We start from the raw sequence: 16,291 nt of genomic DNA on the forward strand, positions 1-16,291 counted from the left end.
TGCGCGGCATACCTCGGGTTGTTGTCCCGCGGTATGCCGCGCAACCGTTGTTTTGCGCTCGGGGCGCGCACGGGCGGCGGTCGTGCCGTCAGCCCACCGTCACGCGCTGCTCGACCGGCTCGGCTGCGGTCGCGCCCACGGTCGACCGGGTGCCGGCGGAGACCGCCGCGCAGACCACGATGTTCGCGAGCAGGGCGACGATGCCCACGTTGAGGTGCTCCCACGAGGTCGGGACGAAGGGGAAGACGTCGCCGACCGTGTGCTCACCCAGGGTCAGCCAGGCGACGACGACGGTGCCGGTCAGCATCCCGGCTCCCGCGCCCCACTTGGTGACGGGGTTGGTGCGCAGCAGGCTCATGATCATCGCGGGGAACAGCTGGGTCACGAAGGCGTAGCCGAGCAGCAGCAGGTTGACGATGGCGCTCCCGCCCTGGAAGGTCAGGAACAGGGCGACCGCCGTCACCAGCGGCACGCACAGCCGGGCCAGCGAGGTCACCCGCGTGTCCGAGGCCCCCGGCACGTAGTCCTGGTAGACGTTCTTGGCCAGCATGGTGGCGCAGGTCGTCAGGAGCATGGCGCCGGGCACCAGCGCGCAGAACAGCCCGGCTGCCCCGACGAGCCCGACCACCACGGGCGGGAAGGCGTCCCGGGTGACGGCGAGCAGCGACAGGTCGCCGTTCTTGAGGCCGGGGACGACGAGCACCGCGGCCAGGCCGGTGAAGAAGACGAAGAGCAGGACCAGCTGGTACAGCGGCAGGAACGAGGCGTTGCGGCGGAAGGTCTTCTCGTCCTTGGAGGAGTAGATGGCCCCGAAGTAGTGGGGCCACATGAAGAAGCCGAGGGTCGACAGCAGGATCGACGTGATGAACCAACCGGTGTCGTGGGCGGGGTCGTGCAGGCTGAGGAAGTCCGCCTGGTGCGCCTGCACCCGCTGGAACATCTGGGGGATGCCGCCGAAGTAGTGGTACGGCAGGTACGTGCCGATCCCCACGACCACGGCCAGCACCATGATGTCCTTGATCACGGCGTTCCACGCCGCCGAGTGGATGCCGGAGATCGCGACGTAGACGGCGAGGACGACGCCGCCGATCCAGATGGCGGCGGTGCGGTTGATCGACCCGTAGGAGGTCTCCTCGACGATGATGCCGAGGCCCGTGAGCTGCAGCTCGAGGTAGGGGATCATCGCGATGATCCCGATGACCGCCACGATGAGCCCGAGGTTGCGGCTGCGGTACTTGCGGACGAACCAGTCGGGCTGGCTGAGCAGGCGCTCCTTCTTGGCGTAGCGCCAGATCGCCGGGGCGAGCCAGTACGAGAGCACGTAGGCCAGGGCGCCGTAGCAGAGGATGTAGAAGCTGGCCCCGCCGTGGCTGTACGCGTAGCCGCTGGCGCCCAGGAAGGTGAAGGTCGTGTAGATCTCACCGGCGAGGAGCAGGAAGACGAAGATCGAGCCGAAGCCGCGGCCGCCGACGGACCACTGCTCGAGGCTCATCTCCTTGCCCCGGCGGGACCACAGCCCCAGGCCGAGCGCGACGAGGAGGAACAGGCCGAGGACCGGCAGGGCGGCGTTCACCGGAGCTCCTCCGCCCGGTTGCGCGGGTCGGTGAGGTAGACGACCGACATGCAGACGGCGGTGAGGGCCACCCAGAGCACGATCCAGAAGAGCAGGAACGGCAGCCCGAGCACGAACGGCTCGACCCGGTTCGCCGCCGGCGCGAGCACGAGCATCCCGACCCAGGGCAGGGCCGCCAGGACGAGGCGTCCCGCGCTCCCGGGTTGGAGCCGCCGGGGGGTGTCACTGCGTGGCTGCGTCATGTCGTGCCCTTCGGTCGTTCCGGTGTGCGGAAGAGACCTTCCGCATGTCAGAACACCATCCTCGGGCCAACCGGACACGTCAAGACATTGCCCTCAATTCGGACAGCGTTTGGCGTTGCAGGACAACGGGATTCAACACTCTGTTGAATCCCGCGGCTCCGGCGTCGGGTGCCGGGCGGGCGTCAGGCGCCGGGCGCGCGTCAGGCGCCGGGGCGGGGCGCGCCGGGAGGGGCGTCGCGCAGCAGGCAGGTGATGCGGCAGGTGCACACGCGGTGGTCGTGGTCGTCGGTCACGACGATCTCGTACGACGCCAGCGTGCTGCCGAGGGAGAGCGCGGTCGCGGTCCCGGTGACGAAGCCGGACCGCGCGGCGCGGTGGTGCGTGGCGTTGATGTCCAGGCCGACCGCGATCCGCTCCGGCCCGGCGTGCAGCGCCGACCCGATCGAGCCGAGGGTCTCCGCCAGCACCACCGACGCCCCGCCGTGCAGCAGGCCGTAGGGCTGGGTGTTGCCCTCGACCGGCATGCGGGCGACGACCCGCTCGGGGGAGGCCTCGAGGATCTCGATCTCCATCCGCTTCATGAGCGAGTTCGGGTTCATCGTCTCGAGGGCCTCGAGGAAGGCCTCGTGGTTCGTCGTGTCGGTCACGGGCCCTAGGCTGCCACGTGTGAGTCGCCTGCTTCTCCTCGACGGTCATTCGCTCGCCTACCGCGCGTTCTTCGCGCTGCCCGCGGAGAACTTCTCCACGAGCACCGGCCAGCACACCAACGCCGTCTACGGCTTCACCTCGATGCTCATCAACGTCCTGCGCGACGAGCAGCCGACACACGTCGCCGTCGCCTTCGACGTCTCGCGCCAGACGTTCCGCAGCGAGGAGTACGCCGACTACAAGGCCACCCGGTCGGCCACCCCGAGCGAGTTCTCCGGCCAGATCCCGCTCGTCCGCGAGATCCTCGACGCGCTCAAGATCCGCTGGGTCGAGGTCGACGGCTACGAGGCCGACGACGTCATCGCCACCCTGACCACCCAGGCCACCGAACAGGGCATGGACGTCGTCATCTGCACCGGCGACCGCGACGCCTTCCAGCTCGTCACCGACAAGGTCACCCTCCTCTACCCCGTGCGCGGCGTCTCCGAGGTGTGGCGGATGGACCCCGCCAAGGTCGAGGAGAAGTACCTCGTCTCGCCCGAGCGCTACAGCGACCTCGCGGCCCTCGTCGGCGAGTCCAGCGACAACCTGCCCGGCGTCCCCGGTGTCGGGCCCAAGACCGCCGCGAAGTGGCTCGGCCTCTACGGCGACCTCCAGGGTGTCGTGGCGCACGCCGACGAGATCAAGGGCAAGGCGGGGGAGTCGCTGCGCGAGCACCTCAACGACGTGCTGCGCAACCGGCGCCTCAACCAGCTCGTCCGCGACCTGCCGCTGCCCGTCAGCATCGACGAGCTCGAGCGCCGCAACTGGGACCGCGAGCTCATCCACACCGTCTTCGACAGCCTCGAGTTCCGCGTCCTGCGCGACCGCCTCTTCGAGTACCTCGAGGCGCCGCAGGAGGAGGCCGACCACGGGTTCGACCTCGAGGGCGCCGTGCTGGCACCCGAGGAGGTTGCCGGGTGGCTCACGACGTATGCCGCGCCCGGAGCCCGCGTGGGCGTGCACCTCGTCGGCCACTGGGGCCGGGGGACGGGCGACGCCACGGCCCTGGCCCTGGCCACCGAGGGCGACGCCGCGGCATACCTCGACCTCACCACCCTGGACCCCGAGGGGGAGGCGGCGGTCGGCGCCTGGCTGGCCGACCCAGAGCGGCCCAAGGTGCTGCACGACGCCAAGGGGCCGATGCTCGCGCTGTACGCGCGGGGCTGGGACCTGCACGGCGTCGCCACCGACACCGCGCTGGCCGCCTACCTGGTGCGGCCCGACCAGCGGTCGTACGACCTGGCCGACCTCGTGCTGCGCCACCTCGGCCGCGAGCTGCGGGCCGAGACCGAGTCCACCGGCCAGGGGCTGCTCGACTTCGGCGACGAGCACCTCGGCGGTGCGCAGGACGCCATGGTCCGCGCCCGGGCCGTGCTCGACCTGGCGGCGGCGCTCTCGGAGCAGCTGGACGCCACGGGAGGTGCCTCCCTCCAGCAGGACGTCGAGCTGCCGCTCGAGCGGGTGCTCGCGGGCATGGAGCGCACCGGCATCGCCGCCGACGTCGACACCATGACCGGCCTCGAGGCCGACTTCGCCGCGAAGGTGCGCGAGGCACAGCAGGACGCCTACGACGCGATCGGCGGCGACCAGATCAACCTCGGGTCGCCCAAGCAGCTCCAGGTCGTCCTGTTCGAGACGCTCGGCCTGCCGAAGACGCGGCGCACCAAGACCGGGTACACGACCGACGCCGACGCGCTGACCGACCTGTACGCCAAGACCGAGCACCCGTTCCTCGAGGCGCTGCTGCGCCACCGCGACGCCTCGCGGCTGCGGGTCACCGTCGAGGGGCTGCTCAAGTCGGTCGCCGAGGACGGGCGCATCCACACGACCTACCAGCAGACCATCGCGGCGACCGGCCGGCTGTCCTCGACCGACCCGAACCTGCAGAACATCCCGATCCGCACGGAGGAGGGCCGCCGGATCCGCGAGGTGTTCGTGGTCGGCGACGGGTACGAGTCGCTGATGTCGGCCGACTACAGCCAGATCGAGATGCGGATCATGGCGCACCTCTCCGGTGACGAGGGCCTGATCGAGGCGTTCCGCACCGGCGAGGACCTGCACCGGTTCGTCGGGTCGCGGGTGTTCTCGGTCGAGCCGCAGGACGTCACCCTCGAGATGCGCTCGAAGGTCAAGGCGATGTCCTACGGCCTCGCGTACGGCCTGTCGGCGTTCGGGCTGAGCAAGCAGCTGACGATCTCGACCGGCGAGGCCCAGGGCCTCATGGACGAGTACTTCGCCCGGTTCGGCGGGGTGCGCGACTACCTGCGCGACGTGGTGGCCGAGGCCCGGGCGACCGGCTACACCCAGACCATGCTGGGTCGTCGCCGCTACCTGCCCGACCTCACGAGCGACAACCGCCAGCGTCGCGAGATGGCCGAGCGGATGGCGCTCAACGCGCCGATCCAGGGCTCGGCCGCCGACATCATCAAGGTCGCCATGCTCCGCGTGGACCGCGCGCTGGCCGAGGCCGGGGCGAAGTCGCGCCAGCTGCTCCAGGTGCACGACGAGCTCGTCCTCGAGATCGCGCCGGGGGAGCGCGACGACGTCGAGGCCCTGGTGCGCCGCGAGATGGGGCATGCGGTCGAGATGGACGTGGCGCTCGACGTCAGCGTCGGGGTCGGCCGCTCCTGGCACGACGCCGCGCACTGAGTCCTCGGTGGGCAGCAGGGGCCTGCCGGCGCGCGCCGACCGCGGGCCGGCGGAGCGGCGGTCGGTCCGACGCGACGTCGCGCTGACCGCGGCGGCCTCCGCCGCCGTCGCCCTGGCGGTGACGGGTGGCTCGCTCGGGCCGGGGGTGCTCCTCTACCGCGACTTCGTGGGGGTGCCGCGCCCCCGGTGGAGCGACGCCACCTGGGGCGGGGGGTCGGCGCCGCGAGCCGTACCACTCGACGCCGTGACCACGGCCCTCGCGACCGTGCTGCCGGTGGGCGTGCAGCAGCAGCTCATGCTGGTGGGGGCCGTGTTCCTGGCGAGCCTGGGCGCGGGCGTGCTGGTGCGGCGGTGGGGACCGGCCAGCATGGTGGTCGCTGCGGTGGCGGCCGGGTGGAACCCGTTCGTGGCCGAGCGCCTGCTGGTCGGGCAGCCGCCGACGCTGCTGGCCTACTCGATGCTGCCGTGGGTGGTCGTCGCGGTCCGTTCCCGGCTCTCCGGCTGGCGCGCGGCCGCTGCCCTGCTGGTCGCGGCGCTCCCCGCGGCACTCACCCCCTGGGGTGGCCTGACCGCGGCCGTCGTCGCGGTGGTGGTGTCGCTGCTGACCGGGCACCGGCGCAACGTCCGGTGGCTGGTGACGGTGGGGTCGCTGGCCGTCGCCTGGTGCCTGCCGTGGCTGCTCGCCGCGGTCGTCCACCGGCAGGGCGCGGCGGATCCCGACGGCGCCCGGGCCTTCGCGGCCGGCGCGGACACGCCCCTGGGGACGTTCGGCTCGCTCCTGACGCTGGGCGGGATCTGGGCGCCGGCGGCCCGGCCGGCGTCGAGGGGGACGGCCGTGGCCGTGGTGGCCGGCCTGGTCCTCGTGCTGCTCGCGGCTGCGGGGCTGGCGCGCGTGACCTTGCGAGACCGACGCCTGGGGCGGCTGGTGGCGGCCGCCTGGCTGGTGCCGGTCCTCGTGGCGTGGGCCGTCTCCGCGGGGCCGGGGCTGGACCTCCTCGCCGCGCTGCAGGCGGTGCCGGGTGTGGCCATCGGTCGGGACACCCACCGGTGGCTGGCGCCGACCACCCTCGCGGCCGCCGTGCTGCTGGCCTCCCTCGTCGCCCGAAAGGGGAGCTCGCCGTCGGGCGACACGGGCGAGCAGCGGGTGCCCGGCATCCGCCGTGCTGCGGCCGCGATCGCGCTGGCGAGCGTCGCGCTCCTGTCCGTGCCTGACCTGCCCCGGGACGTCCGCGCCGCCTACCGGCCCGTGACAGTGCCGGCGGACTGGCAGCCGGCGGTCGACGCCGCGTCGCGTGCTGCCGGCGACGGTGCGCTGCTCGTCCTGCCGTGGCAGCCGTTCCGGAGGGTGACGTGGGCCGGAGCCGACCCCTTCCTGGACTCGACCTCGCGCGCCGTCCCGGCAGACGTCGTCGGCTCGCGCCAGCTCACCGTCGTGCGGGACGGTGCGACGGTGGTCGTCGACGACGACCCACCCGCCCTCGCCGCTCTGGGCGGGTCCGACACGCTCGACGCTGCGGCGCTCCGCAGTGCCGGCGTCTCGGCGGTGCTGGTCTGGAAGGCCACGCCAGGACGGGTTCCAGCGCGGGGAGAGGGCGTCGTCGTCGAACGGGAGACGCCGCACTTCGCCGTGTGGGCCGTGACACGCTGAGGGCCAGTTGCGGCGAAGTTGCACCCCGAGGGCAACCAGTCGGTAACATCTGGCGCAACAACGACCCTGGAGGGCCCTGCACCCATGAAGCTTCTGCGTCGCACCGAGCGTGGCGAGATCTCGTCCGCCCTTGCCGTCACGCTGCTCAGCATCGTCATCGGCGGAGGCGCCGCGACGGCAGCCGTCGTCACCGTGGTGAGCACCCAGGGTCCGCAGGACAGCGTCGCCGTGCAGAACGGCCGCCAGAACCCGGTCGACCCGAGCACCCTCATCCCCTACGGCGGCTGATCAGCCAGTCCTGGTCCGCGAACGGGCGTCGGTCATCGCGACCGGCGCCCTTCGCTGTGCCACCTCGGTGAGCAGGCGCTCCCAGTGCTCAGCGGTGCTCGTCCAGGTGAACTGCTGGGCGTACTCGCGGGCGTGACGGCCCATCTCCTCCCGGCGTTCGTGGTCGGCCAGCAGCATCGCCACCTCGTGGGTCAGCTCGTCGGCGTCGCCGACCAGGACGCCCGTCTGGCGGTCCACGATCGACTCCGACAGGCCACCGGCGTCCCGGTACGCGACGGTCGGCACGCCGTGGCTCGCGGCCTCGACGACGCACAGGCCCCAGCCCTCCTTGACGCTCGGTGCGAGCGCGACCCAGGACGCCGCCAGCTCGGCGTGCTTGGTCCCCTCGTCGACGAAGCCGAGGAGGTGCACGTCGTCGGCCACGCCCGACGCCTCCGCGTGGGCGGCGATGTTGTCGTGCCACCAGCCGTGCCCGATCACTCGCAGCTGCAGGCCCGGGTGCGTGGGGCGGAGGCGGGCGAGGACGTCGATGGCCTGCTCCACCCGCTTGTGGGGGACGAGTCGGCCCAGGACGACCAGCGTCGGGGTGTCCGCCCGCGGCACGTCGAGCGCTCGGGGCGAGTCCGTCCCGTTGTGGATGACGGCCACGTGGCCGGCCTCGACCCCCAACCCGACGAGCTCGTCCCGGGTGCGGCCCGACACGGCGACGTACTGGTTCCGGCGGTAGAGGAGCGGGGCCAGCCGGGACTCGATGGCCCACCCCACCCGGGCCACCCACGGCGAGAACACGACCGGCCACTGCTCGCGGTGCACGTGGTGCACCAGGACGACGACCGGGGTCCGGGTGCCGAGCGGGGAGAAGAAGGGGATGCCGTTCTGGGTGTCGACCACGACGTCGTACGGACCGTGCTCGCGCTCGTCGCGGCGCAGGGCCCGCACGCACGCGGCATACACGCTCAGGCGGCCGCCCTGGCGGCGCAGGGTGAGGCGCCCGCGCACCTCGGTGGCGGGGGCGTCGCCGTGGGCGGCGCAGTACATGACGACGTCGTGCCCGCGCGCCGCCAGCTCGGCGCCGACCGTCTCGAGGTAGTGCTCCGCGCCGCCGCCCTCGGGGTGCGTGAAGTCACGCCAGCTCAGCAAGGCGATTCGCACCTGTGCAGATCCTCACAACGTCGGGTGTGGCCCAAAGTGACCGATGGGTAACCGTAGCGGCACTAGGGTTCTGCGCGTGGTCGAGTCGGGCGAGAAGGCAGCGGTGTCGGAGCTGCCGCGGGGGTCGCTGCGACGGTCGGTGGCCCTGTTCCGCGCCTTCCTCGTCGAGCAGACCGACCCGGACCGGTTCTACTCCACCCTCGCCCGTGACTCGGTCGCCGAGGTGCTGCGCTGGGCGCCGCTGGACGGGGCGAAGGTCCTCGACATCGGGGGAGGCCCGGGCTACTTCGCCGACGCGTTCGCCCGGGCCGGAGCCTCGTACGCCGGGGTGGAGCCCGACGTCGGGGAGCTGACCGCCCGGGGGCACGTGGGCGCGAACGCCGTCCGCGGGTCGGGGCTGCAGCTGCCGATCGCGTCCGACGCCGTGACGGTCGCCTACTCGAGCAACGTGCTCGAGCACGTCCCGGACCCCGAGGCCATGGCGGAGGAGATGCTGCGCGTCACCCGGCCTGGTGGCCTCGTCGTGCTGTCGTGGACTCCGTGGCTCTCGCCGTGGGGCGGCCACGAGACGGCGCCGTGGCACTACCTCGGTGGCCGCCGAGCCGCCGACCGGTATGCCGCGAAGCATGGTCACCGTCCCAAGAACGACTTCGGGCGCTCCCTGTTCGCCTGCTCCGCGGGGCGCATGCTCCGGTGGACGCGCGACGCCGCGGCCCGCGGGGAGCTGCGCGTCGTCGAGGTGATGCCGCGCTACCACCCGTGGTGGGCGCGATGGGTGGTCCGGGTGCCCGGGCTGCGCGAGGTGGTCAGCTGGAACGTCGTGATCGTGGTCGAGAAGCGGTGACGCACGAGCCCGCCCGGAGCCCCGAAGAGGGTTCCGACTTCATCTGGCGCGTCCGGCTGCTGGCCGTGGTCGTCCTGCTGGGCGGCCTCTGTTTCCGCCAGGCGCCGGGGCTCGTCGTCCCCGACACCAAGCTCGACCTCACGGCGAACCCGGCCGGGTTCCTCGCGCGGGCGCTGCACGTCTGGGACCCGCAGGGCGCCCTCGGGCAGCTGCAGAACCAGGCCTACGGGTACCTCTTCCCCGCGGGGCCGTTCCACCTCGTCCTGCTCGAGGCCGGGTTGCCGGCCTGGGTGGTGCAGCGCCTCTGGTGGACCACCATCCTCGCCGTGGGCCTGCTCGGCTTCTGGCGCCTCACGGGGGCCCTGCGGCTGGGCACCCCCTGGCTGCGCCTCGTCGGCGCGGTCCTCTTCGCGCTGAGTCCCCGCATGATGAGCGAGGTGGCGGTCACCTCCGTCGAGGTGTGGCCGCTCGCGGTCGCACCCTGGGTGCTGGCGCCGCTGGTCGAGCGCTCGCCGAGGTCGTGGACGTGGCGGATCTCGCGATCGGTGGCCGCGGTGTTCTGCCTCGGCGGGGTCAACGCCGTCGCCTCGGGTGCGGCGCTGGTGCTGCCCGGGCTGTGGTTCCTGACGCGGGCTCGGACGAGGCAGGTCCTGCTTCCCGCGGGGGTGTGGCTCGCCTCGGTGGTGGCGGCCTGCTTCTGGTGGATGGCGCCCCTCGTCCTGCTCGGCCGCTACAGCCCGCCGTTCCTCGACTGGATCGAGGACTCGCGAGTGACCACCGGTCTGGCAAGCGTCGTCAACGCCAGCCAGGGCACCTCGGCCTGGCTCAACTTCCTCAGCGGTCCGGGAGGCCCGAGCTGGCCCGCCGGGTGGCTCCTGGTGACCACGCCGCCGCTCATCCTGGCATCGGCGGCCGTGTGCGCCGCCGGCCTGGGCGGCCTCGCCCGCCGGGACATGCCGGAGCGCACCTTCCTGCTCGCCGCGGCCCTGGTCGGCGTCATCCTGCTCACCGCGGGGTATGCCGGCGCGGCGCACTCGCCGTTCGCGGAGCAGGTCCGCGGGCTGCTCGACGGCCCACTCGCCCCCCTGCGCAACACCCACAAGTTCGAGCTCGTGCTGCGGCTGCCGCTCGTCCTCGGGCTGGTGCACGCGCTCGGGGTGCTGGCGCGCACTGCCGGACGGCTGCCCCTGCGCACCCTCCCTCGGTGGCTGGCGCCGGTGCTCGGCGTGGCCCTGGTCGTCACCGCCACCGCTCCCGCGGTGGCCGCAGAGCTGCCCCGCGGAGGCGCCTACGTCGAGGTGCCGGGCTACTGGCACGAAGCGGCCCAATGGCTGGACCGGCAGGCTGACGACGGCTCGGTGCTGGTCGAGCCGGCCGCCTCCTTCGCCGACCTGCTCTGGGGGTCGCCCAAGGACGAGCCGCTCCAGGCCCTCGCGCGCCGGGCGTTCGTGGTGCGCGACGCCGTGCCGCTGGGGTCCGCCGGGGCGACCCGAGTCCTCGACGAGGTCGAGCGGCGGCTGGGCGAGGGCCGGGGCGACGCCCGACTCGTCTCCCTCCTGTCCTCGCTGGGGGTCCGGTACGTGCTGGTCCGCAACGACCTCACGGTTGCCGCGCAGGGCAGCCCACCGCTGGCCGTGCACCAGGCGCTGGAGCGCGCATCGCTGACACGCGTGGCCGAGTTCGGGCCAACAGTGCAGAGCGCGGTCGACACCCCGGACCTGACGCTCAACGAGCGGACCCTGTTGCCCTTCCCCAGCCTCGAGGTCTACGAGGTCCCGGCCCAGGGCTCCCGTTTCGTCCCCGCCGACGCCCTGTACACGGCCACTGCCGGTCCGGAGAACCTGGGCGAGCTCACCTCTGTCGCAGGGAGGGGCAGCGCCGGCCTGCTCGGCACGGATGCCGCGGCGGCGCGGGGGCTGGTGCCACCGCACCGGCAGATCACAACCGACGGGACGCGACGCCGCGAGACCTACTTCGGGTCACCGACGGACAACACCTCCAGCACCCTCACGGCCCAGGACCCGGGACGTCTGGACCGCAAGGCCCTGGGTTACGACTCCGACCCCGAGGCGGCCCGCAGCGTCCTCACGTGGTCGGGCATCGGTGGGGTGACCGCGTCCTCGTCCGCCTCCGACGCGGGGGCCACCATCCGCCTCGGGCCGGGGAGCTCTCCCGCGGCAGCGGTCGACGGAGACCCCACGACGCGCTGGGTCTCGGGCCGCTACCTCTCGGCGGTCGGGGAGTGGCTCGAGATCGACTTCGGACGGCCGCGCTCGCTGGAGGGGCTTCGGGTGCGCTTCAGCACAGCCTCACCCGTGACCAGCCGACCCAGCCAGGTCGAGGTGGAGACGGACCGGGGTCGCAGCACCGCCGTGGTCACGGGAGACGGTCGTCCGGAGGTCGTCATCGCCCCACCCGGCCTCACCGAACGCCTCAGGCTGCGCCTCGTCGCTGTCGAGGGGACCGGAAGACCCAACGGGTTCTCGATCTCGGAGGTCGAGCTGCCCGGGCTCACGGCCACCCCGGTCGTACGCGTGCCGTCGGAACCGGGGGAGCCGGACCCCGCGGCCGTCGTCGTGCGGGACGAGCAGCCCGGTCGTTCGGGCTGCCTGCACCAGGGGGAGCGTCCCCTGTGCTCCGAGCGCTTCGAGGTCGCCGACGAGGAGCCGACTGTCCTGTCCCGCACGGTCGACCTGGGAGCCACGCGCACCTACTCCGTGTCGGCCCAGGCGAGGGCTCGGGACGGGGCGGCGCTGGAGAAGCTGCTCGAGGTGCCGGACTCGATCCGAGCCACGGCGAGCTCGCGGGACGTCTCCGCCCCGGAGGGACGCCCCGACGCCGTCGTCGACCGCGACCTCGGGACGGGGTGGGTCGCAGCCCCCACTGACCGGTCTCCCACCCTCGTCCTCACCCTGCCGCGCGCCCGGAGGGTCTCCGGGCTCCAGCTGCTGTCCGACCCCTACCTCGCCGCCTCCAGGCCCCAGGTCGTCGAGGTGAGGCTGGACTCTGGGCCGACGCGGCGCGCGGTCGTCGACACCCAGGGCCGGGTCGACGTCTCGCCGGCCAGGGCCAGGGTCGTCACCCTCACCTTCGTGGAGGAGAGGCCACTGGTGGACGTGGACGCGGTCTCGGGCTTCCGGACCCAGCGCCCGGTCGGCGTCAGCGAGGTCCGCGTCCTGGGGGCCGACGACCTGCGCCGCCCCGTGACCCGCGACCGCCTGGTGTCCCTACCCTGTGGGTTCGCGCCCACCATCAGGGTGGACGACCACGAGGTCCTGACCGCGCTCACCACGACCGTCGGTGCCGTCGTCGACCGCACCGCGCTCGAGCTCACCCCCTGTGGGCTCGACGAGGGTCGCCTGGAGCTCGGACAGGGCAGGCACGGGGTGGAGGTCCGCGCCACCGCCCAGCTCACCGCGCTGGAGGTGCAGCTCGTGGACCGGTCCGTGTTCCTGGGGCGTCCCGCCGCATCCGTCCCCGTCGGCCTGGTCCGGCCCGATGCCGCGCACCTGACGATGACGGTGCCCGCACGGTCCACCAAGGGACTGGTGACACTCCCACAGAACTACAACGCGGGCTGGACCGCCTCGGACGAGGCCGGCCGACCGTTGACCGCGGTGAGGGTCGACGGGTGGCAGCAGGGATGGGTGCTGCCAGCCGGTGGGCCGATCACGGTGCACGCCGTCTTCGCGGCGGACACCCCCTACCGCGTGGCCCTGACGACCGGGCTCCTCGCCCTGGCCGCGCTGGCGCTGCTGCTGCTGGTGACCGCGAGGACGGCTCGCCGCGGCGCCCGTGGCGCCCGCGGCACCCCGCCGATGCTCCCAGCGCGGCTCGGCTTCGCGGCCTCCGTCGCGCTGACGCTGGGCGCGCTCGTGCTGGTCGCGGGGTGGTTCGGCGTGGCAGCGACGGCGGTGGGTGTCGTCGTGGCGGCCGCCGCCTCGCGCATGCGAGCGCCGCGGTTGCGTCCCGCCCTCGCTGCGCTCGCCGTGCTCGGCTCGGGGGCGCTGGTCGCTGCCCGCCCGTGGTCCTCGGGAGCTGCCGCCACCGACTCGGTGACCGCTCAGCTGCTGGTGCTGTGCGCCGTCGCCGTGGCCGTGGTGGGGTCCTGGCCGGCGTCGCCCGAGGCGATCCGGTCGACGGGGAGCTCCTCGAGCGAGGAGCCCCGGCGCACGTCGTAGGTCCGGTTGTGCCGTCCCCGCCTCATCACCGGGCGCTCGACGAGGCGGTAGCTGGCCCAGGCCAGCAGCGTCGTCACGGTGACGGTGCCCACCCACAGGAGGGCGAAGTCCCCGCCGAACGGCCGGTGGCCGATGGCGCGCTCGACCCAGCCGAGGACCGTGACGTGGTACAGGAAGACGCCGTAGGAGATGCCCCCGGCCCAGGCCCACGGGCCGGTGCCGAGGGTCCGGACGGCGGACGGCTCGTCACGACGGCGGTTGCCCGACACGGTCGGCAGGACGACCAGGGCGGCCACCAGCCCGTAGGCGAGGCTCTTGGTGAACGCCGCGCCCGGTGTGGTGGCGGTGAGGCCGAGCGGCCCCGCCACGGGAGTGGTGAGCACGGTGTATCCCGCCAGGGCGAGCGACCAGCAGGTCCAGGGGTGCTGGGCCAGCGCCACGAGCCGCGGTGTCCGCACGAGCCCGGCCGACCGCGCGGAGCTCCAGAGGGCGAGCAGCATGCCGAGCCCGAACCAACCGATGTACCCGGGAAGCCACAGCCCCCACAGGCTGCGCCCCTCCGCGGTGACCCACGCCATCCACGCCGGTCCCACGACCACGGTCGGGGCCAGGCTGAGCACGGCCAGGCCGACCCACCTGCGCGAGCGGCCCGGGAGCCTGGTGAGAGCCGCCGCCAGCAGGGGCAGCGCGAGGTAGAAGGCGCCCTCGGTGGCCAGGCTCCACAGCTGGGTGAGCCCGGCCACCTGCTGGTCCGGCACGTAGACCTGCACGAGCAGCGCGTGCCGCACGTAGCGCCCCACGCCCACGTCCGCGGTGTGGGGCAGGGTGAGGGCGGCCAGCAGCACGGCGATCCACAGGGCCGGCACGATTCGCAGGAAGCGGTGCCAGAGGTACGGCCGGGTCGGCGGTGGCGCGACACCCACGAGCCGTGCCACGACGTGGGGGCGGTACAGCAGGAAGCCGGAGACGACGAAGAAGAGGGCCACACCGATGTCCATCCGGGCGAGGAACCCTCCCCAGGACTCGTGGAGGGAGGCTCCGCTCGAGAAGCCGACGTGCGTCGTCAGGACCGCCAGCGCGCCCACGGCCCGCAGGCCGTCGAGCGCGGGGAACCGGTCCCTCAAGGTCGCCGTGGTCATCCGGCCGGCACCACCAGTCCGACCTCGGTCGTACCCACGCACAGCGAGGTGCTGGGGTCGACGGAGGTCAGCCGGAGCTCGGTGGCGGGCTTGCCCACGACGGCGAGGGGGTCGTTGAGGTATGCCGTGAGCAGCCCCGACGGCCACGCCCGTGTGTGGGAGGTGAGGACCGAGGTGGTGTCCGTCCGACGGTCGACGAGCTCGACCCGCACCCGCGCGTCCGGGTTGGCGAGGTAGGCCATGCGGACGTACCAGTTCGCGTCGGGCAGGGGGTGGTCGAGTGGCACCGAGACAGACCCGGCGCCCTCGAGTCGGAGTCGGCAGTCCGGGGGGACCTCGCCCCGCGCCCACACCCTGAAGTCGGCGGTCCGCAGGCGTCCTTGGTCGTCGAAGATCCTGGGCTCGCTGTCGGGCTGCTGGAACCGCACGTCGATGTGGGCCACCGCCAGGATCTCCCCGAGCCGGCGGTGCTCGTTGATGAACGGCGCGATGGTGGTGGGCACGGGTGTGTCCCAGACGTTGGGAGGACTCCCTGCCCGTTCGACCTCGGCTCGCATCGTGGCGAAGTAGGCCGGTGCGGGGTTGCGGCCCCACATGGCGTCGAAGGCGACGTGCGACACTGCCGCCCCCACGAACCAGGCCGCGACCAGCACGCCCACCATCGGCCGCCGCCGCAGCATGGCGCGGACGCCTGCGGCGGACATGCGGCGCAGCGGGTCGACCGGCCACGGAAGCACCCGCTCCAGGGTGAGGACTGTGGCCAGCAGCAGCGGGAGACCCAGGTCGGACCAGTAGTGGTAGTGCCGGGTGAGGCTGGACCCGAACTGGAAGTACCGGCCGACGGAGACCAGCACCACGGTCACGACGACGAAGATCACGGCGGACACCCACAGCAGCAGCACGCGCGGGTGGCGGCGGGCGGCGAGGACGACCAGGAACGCACAGACGGCGGCGCCCACCACCTGGGCCACCAGGGGCGGGTCCGCGAAACCGTAGGGTGGCGTGTCCGTCCACCGCCACGGGCCACCGACGAACGGCATGAGTGCCGACTCGCGCACGGAGTCGAACAGCAGCCGCCCCTCCACGTCCCATCCCGGCCACCGGGCGGTGCCCGCGCGCCGACGGGGGAGGATGACCGCGGCATACGCCACGACCGGCCCCAGCATGGTCACGCCCCACAGCACGCTGTCCAGCAGGCGGCGACGCAGGCCGACGCGGCTGACGACCCAACCGAGGGCGAGGGCGGTGGTGAGGACGAGGCCGGCCTTGAGCCAGAACGAGAGCACCAGGGCCAGCGCCACCGGTCCCACGAGCAGCGCCCGTCGCCGGTGGGCCCCGAACCAGTCCACTGCGGCGTGGAGCAGGACCAGGCAGAAGAGCTGGGCGTGGACGTCGTTCACACCGGCCGACAGCTGTGCGAACGCCTGGAGCATGAGGGGCGACAGGCCGTACCAGGCAGCCCCGAGGAGCGCCCACACACTGTTCCCGACCAGCCGGTAGAGCAGGCTGCCGGCCAGGAAGATGTTGAGCGCCAGGACGACACACCGCCAGACGACCGTGAACCCGTAGCTGAAGTTCCCGAACTCGGCGAAGACCGCGTACACGAACCGCAGGCCCGGGACGACGTGGTCGTTCGCGGGTGCGAAGAGCACGGCGGGGGAGAAGCCGCGGTTTCCGTAGACCAGGAGGTCGAGGTCGTCGGCGAACCACGACCCGCGGGCGACGGCGATCCCGAGGACCACGGCGATGCCGATCGAGATCGCCGACAGTCGCGCGGTGAACGCGCGCGAGCCGGGGGTCCAGCGACGCATGTGCTCCTCTTCGAACGATGTCCCTCGCGCGCAGGCTACCCGCTGGTAGGGTCCGCTCACCTCATTTCAAAGGA

At 73.0% G+C, this 16,291-nt stretch carries 11 protein-coding genes; 5 read left to right on the forward strand and 6 right to left on the reverse strand.

Translation table 11 applies throughout. The features are described 5' to 3' along the window. Positions 1-88: 88 nt before the first annotated feature. The 3 genes from RKE38_RS19025 to RKE38_RS19035 all read right to left on the reverse strand — a co-directional run bounded on the left by RKE38_RS19025 (position 89) and on the right by RKE38_RS19035 (position 2,414). Positions 89-1,573: a sodium:solute symporter family protein gene (locus RKE38_RS19025; RefSeq protein ID WP_316009046.1), complete on the reverse strand. Its 1,485-nt coding sequence runs from the start codon at positions 1,571-1,573 to the stop codon at positions 89-91. Continuing rightward, positions 1,570-1,815: a DUF3311 domain-containing protein gene (locus RKE38_RS19030; RefSeq protein WP_316009047.1), complete on the reverse strand. Its 246-nt coding sequence runs from the start codon at positions 1,813-1,815 to the stop codon at positions 1,570-1,572. The genes RKE38_RS19025 and RKE38_RS19030 overlap by 4 nt, the downstream gene beginning before the upstream one ends. Before the next feature lie 200 nt (positions 1,816-2,015). Then, positions 2,016-2,414, reverse strand: a complete 399-nt coding sequence (locus tag RKE38_RS19035) for a hotdog fold thioesterase (RefSeq protein ID WP_316009140.1) — start codon at positions 2,412-2,414, stop codon at positions 2,016-2,018. A 67-nt stretch (positions 2,415-2,481) separates the two neighbouring features. On the opposite strand from RKE38_RS19035, the gene polA reads away from it, so the two are divergent. The 3 genes from polA to RKE38_RS19050 all read left to right on the forward strand — a co-directional run bounded on the left by polA (position 2,482) and on the right by RKE38_RS19050 (position 7,090). Beyond that, positions 2,482-5,154, forward strand: a complete 2,673-nt coding sequence (gene polA, locus RKE38_RS19040) for a DNA polymerase I (RefSeq protein WP_316009048.1) — start codon at positions 2,482-2,484, stop codon at positions 5,152-5,154. Positions 5,155-5,161: 7 nt separating this feature from the next. Continuing rightward, positions 5,162-6,802: a hypothetical protein gene (locus tag RKE38_RS19045; protein WP_316009049.1), complete on the forward strand. Its 1,641-nt coding sequence runs from the start codon at positions 5,162-5,164 to the stop codon at positions 6,800-6,802. An 84-nt stretch (positions 6,803-6,886) separates the two neighbouring features. Next, on the forward strand, positions 6,887-7,090 hold the full coding sequence (locus RKE38_RS19050) for a hypothetical protein (RefSeq protein WP_316009050.1): 204 nt from the start codon (positions 6,887-6,889) through the stop codon (positions 7,088-7,090). On the opposite strand, the gene RKE38_RS19055 is transcribed toward RKE38_RS19050, so the two are convergent. Beyond that, on the reverse strand, positions 7,091-8,242 hold the full coding sequence (locus RKE38_RS19055) for a glycosyltransferase family 4 protein (RefSeq protein WP_316009051.1): 1,152 nt from the start codon (positions 8,240-8,242) through the stop codon (positions 7,091-7,093). 76 nt (positions 8,243-8,318) lie between these two features. Between RKE38_RS19055 and RKE38_RS19060 the strand changes: the two genes are divergently transcribed. Beyond that, positions 8,319-9,086 carry a class I SAM-dependent methyltransferase gene (locus RKE38_RS19060; RefSeq protein ID WP_316009052.1) on the forward strand — a complete coding sequence of 256 codons (768 nt, stop codon included), beginning with the start codon at positions 8,319-8,321 and terminating at the stop codon, positions 9,084-9,086. Further along, positions 9,083-13,267 (forward strand): alpha-(1->3)-arabinofuranosyltransferase, encoded by a 4,185-nt coding sequence (locus tag RKE38_RS19065; RefSeq protein ID WP_316009053.1) that lies wholly within the window; start codon positions 9,083-9,085, stop codon positions 13,265-13,267. The genes RKE38_RS19060 and RKE38_RS19065 overlap by 4 nt, the downstream gene beginning before the upstream one ends. Here RKE38_RS19065 and RKE38_RS19070 read toward each other — a convergent pair. After that, positions 13,150-14,406: an acyltransferase gene (locus tag RKE38_RS19070; RefSeq protein ID WP_316009054.1), complete on the reverse strand. Its 1,257-nt coding sequence runs from the start codon at positions 14,404-14,406 to the stop codon at positions 13,150-13,152. The two genes, RKE38_RS19065 and RKE38_RS19070, sit on opposite strands and share 118 nt — an antisense overlap. Next, on the reverse strand, positions 14,403-16,217 hold the full coding sequence (locus RKE38_RS19075; RefSeq protein WP_316009055.1) for a hypothetical protein: 1,815 nt from the start codon (positions 16,215-16,217) through the stop codon (positions 14,403-14,405). Before RKE38_RS19075 ends, RKE38_RS19070 begins: the two co-directional genes overlap by 4 nt. Positions 16,218-16,291: the final 74 nt, after the last annotated feature.

The organism is Phycicoccus sp. M110.8 (assembly GCF_032464895.1).
Classification (GTDB): Bacteria; Actinomycetota; Actinomycetes; order Actinomycetales; family Dermatophilaceae; genus Pedococcus.